Origin of the sequence: Archangium sp., assembly GCF_036277355.1 — a bacterium.
In the GTDB taxonomy this organism is placed as follows: Bacteria; Myxococcota; Myxococcia; order Myxococcales; family Myxococcaceae; genus Archangium.
The window spans coordinates 60,421-76,687 of the sequence record NZ_DASUNC010000016.1 but is presented as its reverse complement, the minus strand read 5'-3'; the positions used below and the strand labels follow the sequence as shown (position 1 = coordinate 76,687).

Below are 16,267 nucleotides of genomic sequence, written 5' to 3'. Positions count from 1 at the left end.
TGCAATGGATGGGCGCGGCCTTCGTAGGGAAGGACAAGGAGGCAACACGCCACATGTCCCGCCCTGGTATCGCCGCCGTGCTGTCGTTCTTCATCCCCGGACTGGGTCAGCTCTACAACGGGGACATCTTCCGGGGTCTCTTCTGGCTCATCATCACCCCCGGCTTCTGGCTGGGCACCGGTGGATTGCTCGGCTGGGTGTGCCACTTCATCGCCGCGGCCACGGCGCACAGCCGCGCCGAGGAGAAGCAGCGGGCCGAGTTGTCCAGCGGCTTCCCCCACCGCGTCAAGGTCGTGTAGCGGCGCGGGGCACGCTCGCGAGGGCCTGGAGCAGCTCGTCCGCCGAGTGGGCGAGCGCCCGGGCCCCGTGGGCCTGGAGCTCCTCCACGCCGCGGAAGCCCCACGTCACGCCCACGCTGTACATGCCGGCGGCGCGCGCGGTCTCCATGTCCACCGCCGTGTCGCCGATGAAGGCGCAGTCCCCGGGCGCCACGCCCAGCTCGGAGGCAATCCCGAGCGCCGACGTGGGGTCCGGCTTCCGCGGCACGCCCACCCGCTCGCCGTAGATGGCGCCGAAGCGCACGTCCGGCAGCAGGGCCGCGACCAGCTGACGGGTGGCCGCGTCGGGCTTGTTGCTCAACACCGCCAGCTTCACCCCCTCGCCCCGCAGCCGGGCGAGCACCTCACGCACCCCGGGGTAGGGCCGGGTGTGGTCCAGGAGGTGCTCGGCGTAGAAGGCCTTGTAGGCGGCCATCACCGCCTCGTGGATGTCTTCATGGCCCGGGGGGACGGCGCGGGCCACCAGCACCCGGACGCCCTCGCCCACGAAGCGGCGGTAGTCGGCCAGCGGGTGGACGGGCAGGCCGTGGGTGACGAGCGCGTGGTTCATCGCCGCGCCGATGTCATGCAGCGAGTCCAGCAGGGTGCCATCCAGGTCGAAGAGCGCGGCGCGCGGGTACATGGGCATGCCCCCTGGAAACACCAACGCCCCGGCCCGGACAAGTCCGGAGCGCGGGGCGTGGTCACTTCGGGCGCGAGGGCCGATTACGGGGTGGCGGCGGCCGTGGGCGGCTCGGCGCCGGCCTCGCCCTTCTGCAGGGTGGCGAAGTTGATGTTGTTGTAGCCGGCGCTGGCGCAGCTGAACATCACCCGCTTGATGATGGAGAACTCCACGTCCTTGTGGGCCTGGATGTTCACGTCACCCTTGAAGGCGTTGGTGTTGCCCTCGGCCATGGCGTGGAGATCCTCGAACTGCTTCTTCATGTCCCGCAGCTTCTCCTCGAGCGCGGGAATGTTGAGGTACTCCTCCTTGACCAGGTCCTGCACCCGGCCCACCACGTTGCCGGAGATGGAGACCTCCTCGCCGGAGACCATCACCACCGGGTGCATCTCCACTTCCTTGACGTTGACCGCCTCGGGCAGCTGGATGTCCTTGGTCATCATCAGCACCTCGCCCGTCGCCGAGAAGTTGGCGATGAGGAAGAGCACGATGATGACGAACATGTCGACCAGCGGCGTGATCAGCACGTCCGCGTTGCCGCCGTGCTTGCCGTGGTGGGCACCGTGGCCGAACACCTTGGAGTGTTGCAGCCGCTTGCCGTAACGCTTGCCGGGAACCTTGATGGCCATGGTGGCTGCCTTCCCTAACCCATGATGGCGGACACCGAGACCTGGGGCAGGCCGGCGCCGATGCACTGATCGATGATGCGCACCAGGTCCTCGTACCGGACCTTGTCCTCGGTCTGCAGCGTGATGGCCGACTGATCCGGGAACTGCGCCTTGAGCTCCTTGAAGCGGGCGATCAACGGCGCCAGGTCCAGCTTGCCGTTCTCACCACGCTTGGCCTCGATGGGCGGGAACTCGCTCTGGTCCGCCGCGAGCCGCAGCTCGGTGGGCGTGACGAACAGCGTGAGCTGGACCGTCTTGGTCTGCTCTTCCTGCTTCTGCTCTTCCTCGGTGGCGGGCCCTCCGGCCTGCGCCACCTGCAGACGGCCAATCTGGGTCCAGACGGCCGTCATGATGAGGAAGCTGATGGTCACCGCCATCAGGTCGATGAAGGGGGTGAGGTTGATGGCAACGTCGAGTGACTTCTTGCCTTTACCTCCCCCGAGATCCATTCCACCGGCCATGGCACTCTCCTTCCGCCCGCGCTACGACGTTCAACGATGAAGGGCGCGCGTCATCCCCACCGACAACGCGCCCGGATTCCAGGTTCCCCGCAGGAGTGAACTTCTACTCCTCGGAATCCCGCGCGGAGGCCGACACGGTGGCGTTCTTGAACTTGTCGCGGTTGTTCACGATCAGGTTCAGCACGGCCACGCTGGTCTCGTTGATGTCGTTGACGATGGAGGTGGCGCGGCCCGAGAGGATGGAGAAGGCCACGACGGCCGGGATGGCCGTGAGCAGACCGAAGCCGGTGCAGTTCATGGCTTCGGAAATACCGTTGGCGAGAATGGTCGCCTTGTCGGCCGGGTTCACGTTGGCCACGGCCTCGAAGCAGGCGATCAGACCGGACACCGTCCCGAGCAGACCCGCGAGCATCGCCGCGTTGCCGAGCATGGCGAGGTAACCGGTGCGGGCCTCGATCTTCGGCGTCTCGCGCAGGCTGGCCTCGTCGAGGGCGGCCTGGACCTCCTCCTCGCCCTTGGGAACGTTCATCAGGCCGGCCTTGATGACCTGGGTGAGCGGCGTCTGCTTCTGGCCGGCCACGTAGTTGATGGCCTTGTCCAGGTCACCGGCGTAGATGTGCTTCTTGAGCCCACGCAGGAAGGCGTCCTTGTTGATGGAGGCCTTGCCGAACAGCATGATGCCGCGCTCGATCATGATGGCCAGCGCGAACACCAGGCAGACGGCGATGGGATACATACCCCACTGACCCGCCTCCCAGCGCTTGGCGATCTCCTCGAACAGGCTGCGCTCGGCACCGTGACCGCCGGCGTTGGCGAGGATGGTCAGATTCGTCAAAAACCCCAGGTTCATCGCTTATGGCCTCCAGAGAGGGGCTGCCCGACATGGCGGGCCTAGCCAGCCGGTTGGTTCCCGTACGGACACCCACACGGGTCCCTTACCGGGAATGGCATGGAATTGGAGCCGGACTTTAGGAACGGCGGTCCTGGAGTGTCAAGGCACGCCCCGTGCTCTTAGTTGCTGAAATCCCACGGGAATTTTGCGATCGGACACCGGCAGGACGGCTGGTCTGGTGGCGGACGGACGGTGTTTGTCGCGCTGCGTCGCCTGCTTGACGGGCCAGGGGGGTGGGGCTAAGGGCGGCCGATCATGGCCCGAAAGCGGATCGGCGAGCTGCTCCTGGAGAGGGGGGCCATCACCTCGGCCCAATTGGAAGCGGCGCTCCAGGCGCAACAGCGGACCCGGCAGCGGCTGGGGGCCGCGCTCGTGTCCCTGGGCGCCATCACCGAGAAGACCCTGGCCCACGCGCTGAGCGAGGCCCTGGGCGTGCCCGTCATCGACCTGGCCAACCGGCCCCCGGACTGGGGCGCCATCCACCTGCTGCGCTCGCGCTTCTGCGAGCAGCATGACCTGTTCCCCGTGGCCCTGGAGAACGTGGGCGGGCGCCGGCTGCTGGTGGTGGCCATGGCCGACCCGCTCGACACCGCCGGCCTCCAGGAGCTGGAGTTCACCACCGGCCTCAAGGTGAGCCCCCGCGTCGCGCCCCTGTCCGCCGTGCGCACCGCCATCCAGCGCTACTACCACCGGCCCCCTCCCGCCACCGCTCCGGAGCCCACCCAGGCTCCAGAGCCCATCCCCGATGCGCTGGAGGACGACGTCGAGGAGATCATCGTCGGCGAGGAGCTCCCTCCCGGGGAGACGACACGCCGCGTCTCGCTCGAGCAGCTCATCCAGGAGCGCGAACAGCAGCGCCGGCTCAAGCGCGGTCAGAGCAAGGCCACCGCCGCCAGGCCCTCCACCGGGGACGTCAGCGCCGCGCTGGACTCGCTCTTCGGGGAGTCGGCTCCCTCCGAGCCCGTGGACCGCGTGGAGGAGCTGGAACGCAAGTTCTGGGCCCTCATGCGCATCATGGCCCGCAAGGGTCTCCTGACCAACGAGGAGTTCACCCGCGAGCTGGATGACGAGGACGGGAGCTGAGTGGAGCCACGGGGGGGAACCCGGGGTCCTGGCACCCTCACCCCGTCCCTCTCCCGAGGGGCTCATACTTACCCAGAATCAGCCTTGGGAGAGGAGAGGCGGTGGAGATGCATGCGGTAGATGGTTTCCGCATGCTGAAGCTTCTCCCAGCCACGCCAGAGCGTGCGCCAACCGGGCTCGCCGTCGCCCTTACGGCCGATGAAGCCGCCCAGCATCGCCATGGCGCGCAACGCGTCATAGGCGTTGGGGTTGGGCGGCAGTTCGGGACACAGGTCGCCCAGCAGTTGGAGCTGAATCTCGGACAGGTGCTCAGAGGCTGGGGGAGGCTCAGGGCGGCGTGCGGCATCGCGTAGCGAGAGCATGCTGAAGGCCACGACAGTAGCCAGGGCCAGGAAGTTGCTCAGGCGCGCGCCGTGCTGGAGACGGCGTGTCTCGGTGCCGCAGCCGCTCTTGAAGCCCATGTGCAACTCCTCCACCAACCAGCGGCCCTCGTAGGCCTCTACTACCTGCAGGCATTGCTGCAGCGTCTCGATGGGCTCGCCCGTTACCAGGCACCAGTACAGAGGCTTCTGCCCCTCGGGGGGCCGGGTTTCACGCGCCAGCACCACGTTGAGCTCGAGCGGCTGGCCGGCACGTCCTCGGTTGCGCGGTGGTCTCACGCTCACGCGGCAGGCGCGAATCTCCAGCTCGGCCTGGCGCTCCTGCTGGCCGGGGCGCCCAGGCACCTGTACCACCTTGTGCCCGAGCACCGGCGCTTGGGCCACTTTGTCCAGCAGGTATTCGCGCTCTGCCTCCTCTGCTTGCTGCCTCTGGCCGGAGGCCAACAACCGGTTGCGCGTGACTCGGATGACGAAGGAATCTCCCAGCGCCTCTATCACCTCCAGCGTCTCGAAGACGTCGCCCTCGGCATCCAGCACGTGCACCACGCAGGGACGCTCCTGGGCGGGCAACGGCTCCAGCACATCCGACACCCGGTAGGCCGCCTCGCCCCAGCGCTGGCTTTCCCGGGGGCGCTTCTTGCGCTGGGCGGCCGTCTCCTCCTTCTTCCTCTTCTTCCTCTTGGGCTTGTCCGGGCGCGCCCACACCATCTGCCCCAGCACGCCCATTACCTCATGCGTCCCCGCATCCACCGCCAACGTCGTGTGCACCCACAAGCCTCGTACCCTGGGCAGCTGATTGATTCGGCCCGCGCCCTCCACCTGATGCTTGAAAATGAGGTCGGTGGTGTCCTGGATGCACAGCACTTTGCCCCTGGCCCTACACCGCTCTCGCGTCGCCGCGACGTGCCCCTGCAGGATTGCCTCCGGCGTCACTTCCGGGTTGGCGAAGAACCGATAGGCCCCCTTCAACCCCGCCTCATCCTTGGCGAACTGTCGCGGAAAGCTCGCCGACGCGGCCCTGCTCATGGCCTGTCCTATCCGCAGTAGCCTCTTATGCCGTGCCTTGTGGCCCAGGCCGGAGCCTGCCAGCTCCCTCTCCAGTACTCCCTCCAGCTGCTGTCCACTCTCCATCATGGCCCAACAGCCTACTTCTCCCGTCCTATCCCCTGCCCTATTTTTTGGGTAAGTATGAGCCCGAGGGGAGAGGGGTTGTTGGGCGGCGGGGGTTCTTGGGCGGCGGGGGTTGTTGGGGTGGTAGGGGTCAATCCGCGAGCGGCAGGCGCACGGTGAAGGTGGTGCCCTGCCCCAGCTCGCTGTCCACGCTCAGCTTGCCCCCGTGCTTCTCCACGATGCGCTGCACGATGGACAGCCCCAGCCCCGTCCCGTTCCCCTCCGTCTTCGTCGTGAAGAAGGGGTCGAAGATGCGCGACAGGTTCCCCGGCGCGATGCCGCTTCCCGTGTCCTTCACCCAGACCACCGCCTCGCGCCCCTCCCGCCTCGTCCGCAGCCACACCTGCCCCCCCGCCTCCATCGCGTGGCACGCGTTCGTGATGAGGTTCACGAACACCTGCTCCAGGTTCGCCGGCACCGCATGCAACGGCGGCAGCTCCCCATAGTCGCGCTCCACCTTCACCCTCGCCTGCGCCACCACGTGCTCGCAGTAGCCCACCGCCTTGTCCAACAGCGCGTTGAGCTGCACCCGCTCCACCTTGTCCTTCGCCGGCCTCGCGTACGACGTCAGGTCCTTCGTGAAGCGCAGAATCCGCTGCCCGCTCTCCAATATCTTCCGCAGCTTCTCCGAGTCCGCCGCCCCCGCGCTCCCCATCATCATCGACCGCTGCAGCAGCGACTCCGAGTACGCCACCACCGCCGTCATCGGGTTGTTGATTTCATGCGCCACGCTCGCGGCCAGCTGCCCCATGGACGCCAGCTTCTCCGCGTGGATGACCCGCTGCTCCAGCTGCGCCACCACCGTCACGTCCTGACCGATGGCCATCACCCCCTCCACCTCGCCCTGGGAGGTGAGCGCCGAGGACGTCGCGAACGAGGCCCGTGCCTCCCCCGTGCGCGTGCGCAACCGCAGCTCGAAGTTGGGCACCGCCTCGCCCCGCATCGCCGCCGCCAGCACCGAGGCCAGCCGCAGGTGCTCGTCCTCCGGCACCAGCGCGAAGACGTCCTGCCCCAGCACCTCCTCCTTGCTGAAGCCCGTGAGCCGGCTGATGGCCTGGTTGAAGACGACCACCTTCTTGTCCCGGTTGGCCACCAGGATGAGCGCGTTCGCCTTCTCCAGCAGCTCCTCCAGGTACTTGCGCACGAACGTCAGCTCGTCGATGAGCTTGGCGTTCTTCACCGCCACCGCCACCTGGTTGGCCAGCTGCACCAGCACCCGCTCGTCCTGCGGCGGATCCGGCTCCTCGCGCAGCGAGGACGGGTACTCCAGGTTGATGACGCCGTAGAGCTGCCCGCTGGCCACCAGCGGCGCGCTCACCCCACCCGTGCTGCTCTCGAAGAGCAACGGCACCAGCGCGGCCACCACCACCTTGCCCACCGGCATGGACTCCGCCGTCAGGTGCATCTTCTCCACCGCCGTGCGCTTGAGCACCAGCGGCTCGCGGGAGCCCTCCTTCAACCGGCCCTCGGCGTACAGGCTCGTCAGCCCACCGGTGCGCGCGTCGATGATGCGGATGCAGAAGGTGCGCCCGGGGAACAGCTCCTTCACCCCGCGCGCCACCGAGGCCACCAGCTCCTCCTCGCTGCCCGCCTCGGCCACGCTGCGCCCCAGGTCCAGCAGCACCCCCTCCGTGCGCGCCTGCTCCAGCAGCGCCTGCTCCACCACCACCAGCTGGCCCCGCATCAGCTCCGACTCGCGCCGCCCCACCACCGACACGGACTCGCCCCGCCGCGCCAGCTCCATCACCACCACGCCCCCCTGCGGCAGCGGCACCTCCACCACGCACGCCGCCCCGTCCTCGGGCACCCGCGCCTCCGCCAGGCCCTCCATCATCTGCTCCACCGTCAGCCCATGGTCGAAGCAGAAGCGCGCGAACGCGTTGTTGCACAGCTTCAGGCGCAACCGCGGGTCGCAGAGCGCCGCGGGCAGCTCCACCGTCTCGAAGAAGGCTCGAAAGGCCTCGGCGGAGGGGCCCTCCGGCACGGGCAGGCGACGCGACTCAGTCGTCATGGGAGCTGGCTTTGTCGAGGTCCAGTATCTGCTGGGACCCCATGTAGGCTTTCGTCTCGTAACGGGTGATGCGGCCAATCTTCCGGACGATCTCCGCCATGCGCTCGGCCTCGCGGTAGATGATGTCCACCGGCTTGTAGGAGGTGTCCTCCTCCTTCAGCCGGCGCTTGAGCAGCTCCGCGTAGCCCATCACCGAGGTGAGGGGCTGGTTGAGCTCGTGGGCGGCGGTGCCGGCCAGGGCGACGATGACCGCGTTCTTCTCGCTCTCCTCCAGGCGCGTCTCCACGTCCGACAGCTTGCGCTCCAGCTCCATCCGGTCGCGCAGGTCCGTGAAGATGCCCACGCTGGCCACCTCGCGGCCGCCCTCGTAGACGATGGAGGCCGTCATGTTCACCGGCACCAGATGCCCGGTGCGGTTGACGACGTCCTGGCGGCACACCGACAGCCGGCCCCGCCCGCCGTACTCCGGGCTGCGCAGCTGCGTCATGATGCGCTGGGCCACCCCGTTCGGGTAGAGCTGGTTGACGTGCATGCCGCTGAGCGCCTGGGGAGCGCCGTAGCCGAAGAGGGCCTCGGCCCCCTTGTTGAACAGGATGATGCGGCCCTGCATGTCCGCGGCGACGATGGCGTCCACCGAGGAGTCGATGAGCCGCTCCAGGAAGTCCTTGGTGTGGCGCAGCTCGTCCGCCAGCTGGCGCGCCTGCGTCACGTCCCGGAAGGACAGGATGATGGCCCGGCGGCCGTCCTCCAGCGGCGCCGCCGAGAAGCTCAGCGTCAGGCGCTGGCCATTGGGCGCGCGCACCATCAGGTCCACGTCCGAGCGGGACTCGCCGCGACGGGCCGCCGTCACCAGCTCCATCAGCACCGACTCGTCCAGCGGCTGCGTCACGTCCACCAGGTGGCGGCCATACGCGCTCTCGGAGGGCGTCGCCAGGATGGCCTCGCCCGCGGGGTTGAGGCTGAGCACGCACGCCTTGTCGTCGAGGATGGCCACGCCCTCGCGCACGTTGGCGAAGAAGAGGTGGTACGTCTCGAGCGAGGCGGCCTTGGCCTCCGCGGCGATGCGCGCCGACATCTCGCGCTCGGTCTGCCCGCGCACCGTCAGCAGCAGCGAGGCGTTGCGCAGGGCCACCGCCGTGGCGTGCGCCACCGTGTTGAGGAAGTCGATCTCATCCGGCGCGAAGGTGCGCCGGCTCCCCCCCGAGGCCCGCAGCAACAGCACCCCGCGCACCTCGCCCCGGATGTGCAGGGGCAGCGCCGCGAGCGCCTGGATGCCCCGCGCGGCCACCTCGTTCTGCACGCCCTCCAGCAGCGGGTGGTGCGAGGCATCCTCCACGACGACGGGCTTGCCCGTGCGCCCCGCCTCGCGCACCTCCGGGTAGCGGTCCAGGTCGATGCGCATGTCCTCCAGGTTGGGAGCATCACTGGCGGCCACCACGCGCGCCCCCTCCCCGTTCTTGTCCAGCATCACCAGCGCCGCGCGGCTGACCCCGAGCCGATCAGCGAGCCGGCGCGTCACGTCATGGAGCAGCGCCTCCACGTCGAAGCTCTCGGCGTAGTCCGCGGTGAGCTCGACCAGCAGGGACAGGTCCTGCTGCCGCCGCATGAGCTCCTGGCGCTCGCGGTGACGCTCGGCCACGCGCCGCAGCCTCCAGGCGAGCTCGTGGGGCAGGCCCCCCGCGGACATCACCTCCGCGGGCTTGAGCGTTTCCAGGAAGGTGAAGGACGCCTCTCCCGGCTCCACCAGGGCCACCAGCGAGAGCCGGGCTCCCGCGGGCGTGGCGAGCAGCGTGGAGAGGGCGGAGGCGCCCTCCGGTGTGGTGAGGTCCACCAGGCCGAGCGTGGCCTGCTCGGGCGTCTCCACCACCCGCAGGCCGGCCTGCGCCGCGGCGCGAGCGAGTGGCTCGCGTGCGGCCGAGGCCGCGGGCACCAGGACGACGCCGAGGGATGGCTCGTGGGAAGACACGCCCCGAGTCTAACCCGGCTCCGGCCTCAGGGGCAGTCCGTGACCCGGACTTCCCTGTCCGGTGCCGGACCGCGCGTCCGCCGCGTCTTCGCAACCCGGTGGCTTTTCCACCGGGCGTGCGTCTCAGCCGCGGCCATAGGGGCCCCGGTACACGGGGACCCAGACCCACTCCTGCACGGACTGGTAGTAGCCCTCCACCCAGCGCTGCTCGTAATGGCCCCCCTCGCACTTCGTCACGTGGCGGCGCGGGCGGTACCTGCAGTTCTGCTCGACCCAGACCTGCTCGTAGTGGCCCGGCACGAACTTCTGGACCGTTTGGAGCTCATAGCGGCCCGACTGGCGCGGCCGGTGCGAGCGCGGAGGCTGGACCGGAGGAGGCGGGGGCGCCGGGCGGTAGTGGCCTCCGGTGTGCATCCGTTGCCCGGGCTGGCCCACCGGCGAGGCGTCGTGCCGGCCCCAGTCATCGGCCCGAGCGGCCACCGGAGCCAGGAGCAGTGTGGAGAGAGCCAGGGTGAAGAGTCCGTGCCGGAGCATCATCGTCTTATCCTCCCAATCGTTCCTGCTCCTTCAGACGGGGCCCCTCCCGATTGATTCAATCCGGGGCCCGGACGTGCCCGGCGCGAGGGACGCCCTACTTCTTCGGCTCCTCCGGCTTCTTCGCCGACTCCGGCTTCTGCCCGCTCAGGCCCTGGTACGCGATCGTGAGCCACTGCTCCGGCTTCAGGAAGCCGTCCCCCCAGCTCTTGTACTTCTCGGGCATGCCCTCGGCCTTCACCTGCTCGAGCGTCTTGCCCGCGGCCAGCTTGCCCTTCACCAGGTCCACCGTGTCGCGCAGCATCTGCGCGAAGGTCTCGAGCTCCTGCCGCCCCGACACCGCACCGTGCCCCGGGATGATCTTCACCCCGGCCGGCAGCGTCTGCAGCACCCGCTCCACGTTGCGCAGGTAGCCCTCCATCGAGCCGCCACTCTCCAGGTCGATGAACGGGTACTTGTCCCCGGTGAACTGGTCTCCCATGTGCAGCACGTTGGAGTGGGTGAAGTACACGATGCTGTCGCCATCCGTGTGGCCCGTGGGCAGGTGCGTCACCTGGATCTCCTCGCCGTTGAAGAAGAGGGAGATGCCCTGGTCGTAGGTGATGACCGGCAGTGCCTCCTTGGGCGCGGGCGGAATCTTGATGCCCATGGCCGCGCTCTCCAGCCCGTTCATCAGCCGCGTGCGCACGTGCTTGTGCGCCACGATGGTGCCCTCGCGGCCGAAGAGGGCGTTGCCGCCCGTGTGGTCGAAGTGCCAGTGCGTGTTCAGCACGTACTCGGGCGCCTTGGCCTTGCCCTTGGTCAGCTTGCCGAGCGCCACGCGAATCTTCGGCACGAGCGGGGCGAACTGGTCATCCACGATGAGGATGCCGTCCGGACCCGCCGAGACGCCGATGTTGCCGCCCGCGCCCTCGACGATGTGCACGTTGCCCGCCACCGGCGTGGACTTCACCTGCACCTTCGCGAGCGAGGCCTCGTCGAACTGCGCCGACGCCACGCCGGGCACCACCAACAACGCGGAGAGGAGAAACTTCTTCATGTGGAGCGTTCCGTTCCCTGGGGAGACGCTCCACACCATATGCCGCTCAAGGGCAGTTGGGCGAAGTATCCGGGCTGATGACGGCCCCCGCGGGAATGGCGGAGCAGCTCGACGCGCCTCGCAGGAGGATGCGACCGGCGGCACCACCTCCACCGCCTCCAGCACCATGGACGCCACCCGAGCCCGTTCCCGCGAGACCATCGCCAGGACCGGCGCTCCCCGCCGCACCCGCGCCTCCCGCGCCTCCATTCACCGCACCGCCGTCAGCTCCCGCCACCGGAGTGGCGGTCACGAGACTTCCATCCGCTCCCGCGACTCCCGGGGATTGCGTCCCGCCCTGCGCGTCGGAGCCTTCACCGCCCGCGCCGCCATTCGCGGTGACCCGGGCGGAGGCCTCGACCACGAGATTCCTGGCCTCGAGCACCAGCATTCCGCCGCTACCGCCTCCGCCACCTCCCGCCGCGTTGTTGACGGTGGAATCACCCCCTCCGCCTCCGGCGCCACTCACGCTCACCACGCTCGCCAGCGTCAGCGTGCCCGCCACGGAGAGCTGCAGCGACCCACCTCCCCGGCCTCCCGCCCCCGGAGTCGTGCCCGTGATGCCGCCTCCCGCGCCCCCCTGGCAGCCGCCCACCAGCGGAGAGAAACCGCTCGTCAGCAGGGCGCCCCCCTTCGAACCTCCTGCCGCGGAGCCGTCATCATTGGCGCCACCGGTGCCACTCTCCGTCGCGAGGCCACCTCCTCCACCACCACTTCCATCATTCCCGCTGACATTGCCGGCCCCCCCCGTCCGTCCCGTGCACCCCACGCCGCTCCCGGCGCCGCCCCGCGACTCCGCACGCGCCGAGTGGGCCAGGATCTCGTCGTTCAGCGTGGCATCGCCATACACCGCCAGGACGACCGGCCGCGAGCCCACCACCCGCAGGGGTTGATTCACGGTGAGGTTCCGGACCGCAATCACCACGACGTCGTCCGCCGTCACCACGTGCGTGGGCGGCGTGAAGCTGCAGCCCGGCGCGAACGTCCACGCCGGCGTGCCCGAGGAGTCGAAGGTGGCACCACACGAGATGTCCAGGTCATTGATGGTCTCGGACGCGATGGCCACCGGATCGAAGTTGCTCGTGACGGTGTAGCTGAACTGGAACGGCTTGCACTCCCCATCCACCTGGCACGTCCCCTTCTTCCCATCCAGGCGGCTGCAGATCTTCCCCACCTGCGCGGAGTCCACCTCGAACTGGCACGTGCCATCGGCGGCACAGAGCGCGCGGGCCTTCTCGCAGGTGCTCGGCGGAGAGCAGTCGAGCGTGCCGCCGCAGTTCCCCGCGCCATCGCACTGGTCCGACTTCGTGCAGACCTGGCCGTCGTTACACGTCGCAGCCACAGGCTTGGGCGCGTAGTTGCACGAGCCCGAGGAGGGATCGCACGTGCCCGCGTGACACTGACTCGGCGGCGAATCGCACGTCTTCTCCGTGCCCATGCACGTTCCGAGGCCATCGCACTTGTCGTTGTCGGTGCACTTGTTCTTGTCGTCGCACGACTCCGTGGTGGCGCGGGCAGCGTACGTGCAATCGCCTGTCGCCTCCTCGCAGGTGCCCGTCGCCTCGCGGCACGTGTTCGGCGGCGTGTTGCACGTCTTCGGCGAGCCCGCCACGCACGCCCCGCTGCCATCGCACCTGTCATCGACGGTGCACTTCTTCCCATCGTCACAGGACGCCGTGGTGGGGCGGGGCGCGTACTTGCAATCGCCCGTCGAGGGCTCGCAGGTGCCCGCCGCATCGAAGCACTGGCCCGGCGGCGTGTTGCACGTCTTCGTCGTCGAGCCCGTGCACGTCCCGCTGGCGTTGCACGTATCGCCGCTGGTGCACTTGCTCCCGTCGTCACAGGAGGCGCCGGCATTGACCGGGTAGGAACAGGTGCCCGTACCACACGTCCCCGCGCCCCGGCACTGCGACGCCGGCTCATCGCAGGCACTGTCGCAGCAGACGCCTCCCACGCAGAAACCCGAGCCGCACATGGCCGCGCTCGTGCAGGTCCCGCCGTTGCAGTCCAGCTTGCCGTCGCAGTTGAAGTCCGTGCCGAGGTTGGCCGGCCCGTCACACACCGCCGTGGCGCCAGGGTGCACGGTGTCCCGGGAATCGTCGCAGTCCGTGCCCTCGACCCCCGGAGCGCGGGCGGCATGGCCGTCCTTGTCCGCGTCCTGGGCCAGCAGCGCGAGCTCCGCCGGCACGGAGCCCTTCTCGGGCAGCGTCACCGCCGTGTCCAGCTGGCGCGTCTCGATGGCCGAGCCCGTGCAGTCCGCCGTGGCGTAGGAGGCCACCGCCACCTGCAACTGCTGGCTCCAGCTCTTCTCCCGGTACACGGCGAGGATGAGCGTCCGGTCCTCGTCCGTGGCCAGTTTGGACTGGGAGATGAGCTCCTCGCTCCGGCGCTCCGAGGCCGCCGCATCCGAGGCGGTCACTCGAAGGCACAGGGGGGTGTAGCCCGGGTACTTGACCGTGAGGGCCACCGCGCTGTCCGTCACCTTGTTCGAACAGGCGGTGAGCAGCAGCAGGCATCCGGCAATCCATGCGTGACGCATGGACGCGGAGCCTACCTCAATCCTGGGACTGCTGCGGCGCCAACTCGCCGGCCGGTGCGGCCTCGGGCTCCTGCTTCACCGGCTGGAACGTGTAGCCCTGTACGCCCGCGGGCAGCACCACCTCCACCAGGGGATTCTCCGCGAGCAGCTCCGGCGTCACCGGCATCCGCACCAGGCCCTCCTGGTCACTCACCAGCGACACGCGTCCCAGGTGCATGCTCAGCAGGATGCGCGCGCCCGGAATGGGCCGCCCCGTCCCCGGCTCCACCACCCGCAGCAGCACCGTCTCGCCCTTGCCCTGGGCCGCCGCGGGCTTCATCGCGGACATGTCGGGCGGCAGGACCTGCCGGTAGTACGGGCGCAGCGCGCAGGCCGACAGCACGCCGAGGGACATCAGGGCAACGCACAGCAGGGGACGCATCGAACGCATGGGGGACTCCATCCGGCCAGACAAGGGCACGAGGGAGGCGCAGCATACCGGCCAGCACCCGGCCGCCAAGCCCCGTGACGCCCGCCCCCACGCCTGCCCTCCCCTGGGGCGGCCCCCCCTGTCGCCCGCACCGGGATGTCGCATCTTCAACGGCATCACCAGCGGCGGAGCCTTCCGCCTCCACCCACCGGGAGAGCACGCATGTCCGACTTCATCGATCCCCAGAATCCCAAACCGAAGACGCGCCGCGAGGTCCTCGAGGACGGCCAGTGCCAGCGGGGCCTGCTGGGAGGCCGCGAGGTGCGCACCACCGCCTCCGAGCCCATGCCCGACATCGAGGAAAGCGGCTACCACGAGGTGCTCGTGCGCGAGGTGCCCACCGAGGGCCTCGTGTTCCACAACCGGGGCCTCGTCATCGGCACCCTCACCATGGTGTTCGTGAGCCTCATCACCTTCTGGATGCCGTTCCTCAACGGCATGCTGGGCGGCGTCTTCGGCGGATTCTTCGCCCGGCGGTGGAAGCGCGCGTTCGTGGCCGCGGCCCTCGCCTCCGTGGCGGTGCCGGCGACCATCGCCTTCTTCTACGGCTTCGACACGCCGGACCTGCTCTATTTCATGTATGGCCTTGGCTTCTGGCGGTGGACCGCGCTCCACGTGCTCGGCATGTTCATTGGCGCGGCGTCGGGCGTGTACTCGCGCCCCGAGGCGGACCGGCGGCGCTTCATCCAGCGCGAAATCACCGCGGGTTAGCCAATTGCGTCATGTGACCCGGCCCGGGCACTCCTGGGAACCGGGTCACGCGGCCTGCGACTGCATGTCCTCATTCCATGCGGGGAAATACTTAGACACTCCACCGTGGGTGTCAGTCCTTCGCATCCTTGAAGGTGCTCCTTGGCAATACCGTCAACACGCCTATAGATAGTCGGATTTAGCTTGGAACCATTGGATTCGCAGGATCAACGACTGTTGGAGGACCTGCGGGCCCGGCTCGACCTCGTGGAGCCGGGAGTGAATGTCCTGCCCGCCCTGGTGGAAGCCCTGCGGGAAGCCCTGCGCGCGGAGCGTAGCCTCGCGTATGGCGTGGACGTGGGGCCCGAGCGCTACCAGGTGAGCTACCTGCACTTCTCCGGCTTCCCCATCACGCCGGAGGCGGCCTACGCGTCCCTGGACGGCTTCGTGGGCACCCGGCGCGACCCCTGGGGGTACTTCAACCCCGCCAACCCCCAACCCTCCCAGCGTAACCGGGAGCTGCAGTTCCAGGCGCCCGGGCCGGATTCCGCGCACCCGGCCGCGCCACGGGATGACCGGTTCACCCTCTGGAAGTCGCTCGGAATCCCCTCGGAGGAGCAGGCGCGGATCCAGACGCAGGTGCGCGCCTCCATCGGCGGCTTCCTCCAGGAGTGCGGACTGGAGCGGATGACGTTCCTGCGTGTGCTCGTCTGCGACGGCCCGGCCCTGCTGGGGTGGGTGGGCGCGATGCGCTCGGAGCCCTTCAATCCGCGGGAGGTGCAACTGCTGCGCGAGCTCATCCCCTCGATGCAGCGCAGGCTGGCGCTGGAGGCGCGCCTGCGCGAGGCGGGGATGCTCCAGGCGGCCCTGGAGGCGTCGCTGGAGTCGCTCGGCCACGCGGCGTACGTGGTGACGTCCACCGGCCGGGTGGCGTTCGCCAACAGCATGGGGCGGGCCCGGCTCGAGCAGGACGCCGGACTGGTGGCGGAGGCCCTGAAGAAGCACCTGAAGGGCGAACCGCCAGGCGCGGAGCTGACCTTCACCCCCCTGCGCCTCAACGGCGCGCCCGCGCACTACCTGGCCATCGTCCAGGGCGAGCCCCAGCAGGCCCTCGCCCGTGTGCACACGCTCAGCTCCGGCTGGGGGCTCACCGCCCGGGAGATGGAGGTGCTCGGCCGGCTCGTGCGCGGGGAGTCCAACAAGGCCATTGCCCTGCACCTGGGCTGCGCGGAGCGCACCGTGGAGGTGCACGTCACCCGCATCCTCGCCAAGGCGCAGGTGGAGAGCCGCTCGGCGCTCATCGCCAAGTGCTTCCTGGCCTCCTGAG

The 16,267-nt window shown here is 69.1% G+C and carries 15 protein-coding genes; 4 read left to right on the top strand and 11 right to left on the bottom strand.

The annotated features are described in order from the left end of the window. The first annotated feature begins 53 nt into the window (after positions 1 to 53). Entirely contained in the window at positions 54 to 299 is a 246-nt protein-coding gene (locus tag VFZ09_RS03255; RefSeq protein ID WP_329725975.1) for a hypothetical protein, read from the top strand. Here VFZ09_RS03255 and VFZ09_RS03250 read toward each other — a convergent pair. From VFZ09_RS03250 to VFZ09_RS03235, 4 genes are all read right to left on the bottom strand, one after another. Then, positions 286 to 960: an HAD family hydrolase gene (locus tag VFZ09_RS03250; RefSeq protein WP_329725974.1), complete on the bottom strand. Its 675-nt coding sequence runs from the start codon at positions 958 to 960 to the stop codon at positions 286 to 288. The two genes, VFZ09_RS03255 and VFZ09_RS03250, sit on opposite strands and share 14 nt — an antisense overlap. An 83-nt stretch (positions 961 to 1,043) precedes the next feature. Further along, positions 1,044 to 1,628 (bottom strand): biopolymer transporter ExbD, encoded by a 585-nt coding sequence (locus VFZ09_RS03245; RefSeq protein WP_329725973.1) that lies wholly within the window; start codon positions 1,626 to 1,628, stop codon positions 1,044 to 1,046. Between the two features lie 14 nt (positions 1,629 to 1,642). Further along, entirely contained in the window at positions 1,643 to 2,128 is a 486-nt protein-coding gene (locus VFZ09_RS03240; RefSeq protein WP_329725972.1) for a biopolymer transporter ExbD, read from the bottom strand. Positions 2,129 to 2,231: 103 nt separating this feature from the next. Then, positions 2,232 to 2,978, bottom strand: coding sequence for a MotA/TolQ/ExbB proton channel family protein (locus VFZ09_RS03235; protein ID WP_329725971.1), 747 nt, complete (start codon positions 2,976 to 2,978; stop codon positions 2,232 to 2,234). A 297-nt stretch (positions 2,979 to 3,275) separates the two neighbouring features. On the opposite strand from VFZ09_RS03235, the gene VFZ09_RS03230 reads away from it, so the two are divergent. Beyond that, entirely contained in the window at positions 3,276 to 4,103 is an 828-nt protein-coding gene (locus tag VFZ09_RS03230) for a hypothetical protein (RefSeq protein WP_329725970.1), read from the top strand. 68 nt (positions 4,104 to 4,171) lie between these two features. On the opposite strand, the gene VFZ09_RS03225 is transcribed toward VFZ09_RS03230, so the two are convergent. The 7 genes from VFZ09_RS03225 to VFZ09_RS03195 form a co-directional block, all read right to left on the bottom strand. Next, entirely contained in the window at positions 4,172 to 5,614 is a 1,443-nt protein-coding gene (locus VFZ09_RS03225; RefSeq protein ID WP_329726043.1) for an IS4 family transposase, read from the bottom strand. A 130-nt stretch (positions 5,615 to 5,744) separates the two neighbouring features. Next, the gene (locus VFZ09_RS03220) at positions 5,745 to 7,664 is read right to left on the bottom strand and encodes an ATP-binding protein (protein WP_329725969.1); all 1,920 of its coding nucleotides are present in this window, start codon (positions 7,662 to 7,664) and stop codon (positions 5,745 to 5,747) included. Continuing rightward, on the bottom strand, positions 7,654 to 9,630 hold the full coding sequence (locus VFZ09_RS03215; RefSeq protein ID WP_329725968.1) for a PAS domain S-box protein: 1,977 nt from the start codon (positions 9,628 to 9,630) through the stop codon (positions 7,654 to 7,656). The genes VFZ09_RS03220 and VFZ09_RS03215 overlap by 11 nt, the downstream gene beginning before the upstream one ends. Before the next feature lie 123 nt (positions 9,631 to 9,753). Then, on the bottom strand, positions 9,754 to 10,167 hold the full coding sequence (locus VFZ09_RS03210) for a hypothetical protein (protein WP_329725967.1): 414 nt from the start codon (positions 10,165 to 10,167) through the stop codon (positions 9,754 to 9,756). A 94-nt stretch (positions 10,168 to 10,261) separates the two neighbouring features. After that, a complete protein-coding gene (locus VFZ09_RS03205) occupies positions 10,262 to 11,203 on the bottom strand; it encodes an MBL fold metallo-hydrolase (protein WP_329725966.1) in 942 nt (313 codons plus the stop codon). Between the two features lie 46 nt (positions 11,204 to 11,249). Next, complete coding sequence (locus VFZ09_RS03200) at positions 11,250 to 13,781, bottom strand: putative metal-binding motif-containing protein (RefSeq protein WP_329725965.1); 2,532 nt, start codon at positions 13,779 to 13,781, stop codon at positions 11,250 to 11,252. A 16-nt stretch (positions 13,782 to 13,797) separates the two neighbouring features. Continuing rightward, positions 13,798 to 14,211, bottom strand: coding sequence for a hypothetical protein (locus VFZ09_RS03195; protein ID WP_329725964.1), 414 nt, complete (start codon positions 14,209 to 14,211; stop codon positions 13,798 to 13,800). Between the two features lie 201 nt (positions 14,212 to 14,412). On the opposite strand from VFZ09_RS03195, the gene VFZ09_RS03190 reads away from it, so the two are divergent. Continuing rightward, positions 14,413 to 14,961 carry a hypothetical protein gene (locus VFZ09_RS03190; protein ID WP_329725963.1) on the top strand — a complete coding sequence of 183 codons (549 nt, stop codon included), beginning with the start codon at positions 14,413 to 14,415 and terminating at the stop codon, positions 14,959 to 14,961. A 183-nt stretch (positions 14,962 to 15,144) separates the two neighbouring features. Next, entirely contained in the window at positions 15,145 to 16,266 is a 1,122-nt protein-coding gene (locus tag VFZ09_RS03185) for a helix-turn-helix transcriptional regulator (protein WP_329725962.1), read from the top strand. The last annotated feature ends 1 nt before the right edge of the window (position 16,267 follow it).

What these genes read in the sequence shown, in the direction of transcription:
- VFZ09_RS03255 (WP_329725975.1), top strand. Translation starts at nt 54, where the DNA reads ATGTCCCGCCCTGGTATCGCCGCCGTGCTGTCGTTCTTCATCCCCGGA.
- VFZ09_RS03250 (WP_329725974.1), bottom strand. Translation starts at nt 960, where the DNA reads ATGTACCCGCGCGCCGCGCTCTTCGACCTGGATGGCACCCTGCTGGAC.
- VFZ09_RS03245 (WP_329725973.1), bottom strand. Translation starts at nt 1,628, where the DNA reads ATGGCCATCAAGGTTCCCGGCAAGCGTTACGGCAAGCGGCTGCAACAC.
- VFZ09_RS03240 (WP_329725972.1), bottom strand. Translation starts at nt 2,128, where the DNA reads ATGGCCGGTGGAATGGATCTCGGGGGAGGTAAAGGCAAGAAGTCACTC.
- VFZ09_RS03235 (WP_329725971.1), bottom strand. Translation starts at nt 2,978, where the DNA reads ATGAACCTGGGGTTTTTGACGAATCTGACCATCCTCGCCAACGCCGGC.
- VFZ09_RS03230 (WP_329725970.1), top strand. Translation starts at nt 3,276, where the DNA reads ATGGCCCGAAAGCGGATCGGCGAGCTGCTCCTGGAGAGGGGGGCCATC.
- VFZ09_RS03225 (WP_329726043.1), bottom strand. Translation starts at nt 5,614, where the DNA reads ATGGAGAGTGGACAGCAGCTGGAGGGAGTACTGGAGAGGGAGCTGGCA.
- VFZ09_RS03220 (WP_329725969.1), bottom strand. Translation starts at nt 7,664, where the DNA reads ATGACGACTGAGTCGCGTCGCCTGCCCGTGCCGGAGGGCCCCTCCGCC.
- VFZ09_RS03210 (WP_329725967.1), bottom strand. Translation starts at nt 10,167, where the DNA reads ATGATGCTCCGGCACGGACTCTTCACCCTGGCTCTCTCCACACTGCTC.
- VFZ09_RS03205 (WP_329725966.1), bottom strand. Translation starts at nt 11,203, where the DNA reads ATGAAGAAGTTTCTCCTCTCCGCGTTGTTGGTGGTGCCCGGCGTGGCG.
- VFZ09_RS03200 (WP_329725965.1), bottom strand. Translation starts at nt 13,781, where the DNA reads ATGCGTCACGCATGGATTGCCGGATGCCTGCTGCTGCTCACCGCCTGT.
- VFZ09_RS03195 (WP_329725964.1), bottom strand. Translation starts at nt 14,211, where the DNA reads ATGCGTTCGATGCGTCCCCTGCTGTGCGTTGCCCTGATGTCCCTCGGC.
- VFZ09_RS03190 (WP_329725963.1), top strand. Translation starts at nt 14,413, where the DNA reads ATGTCCGACTTCATCGATCCCCAGAATCCCAAACCGAAGACGCGCCGC.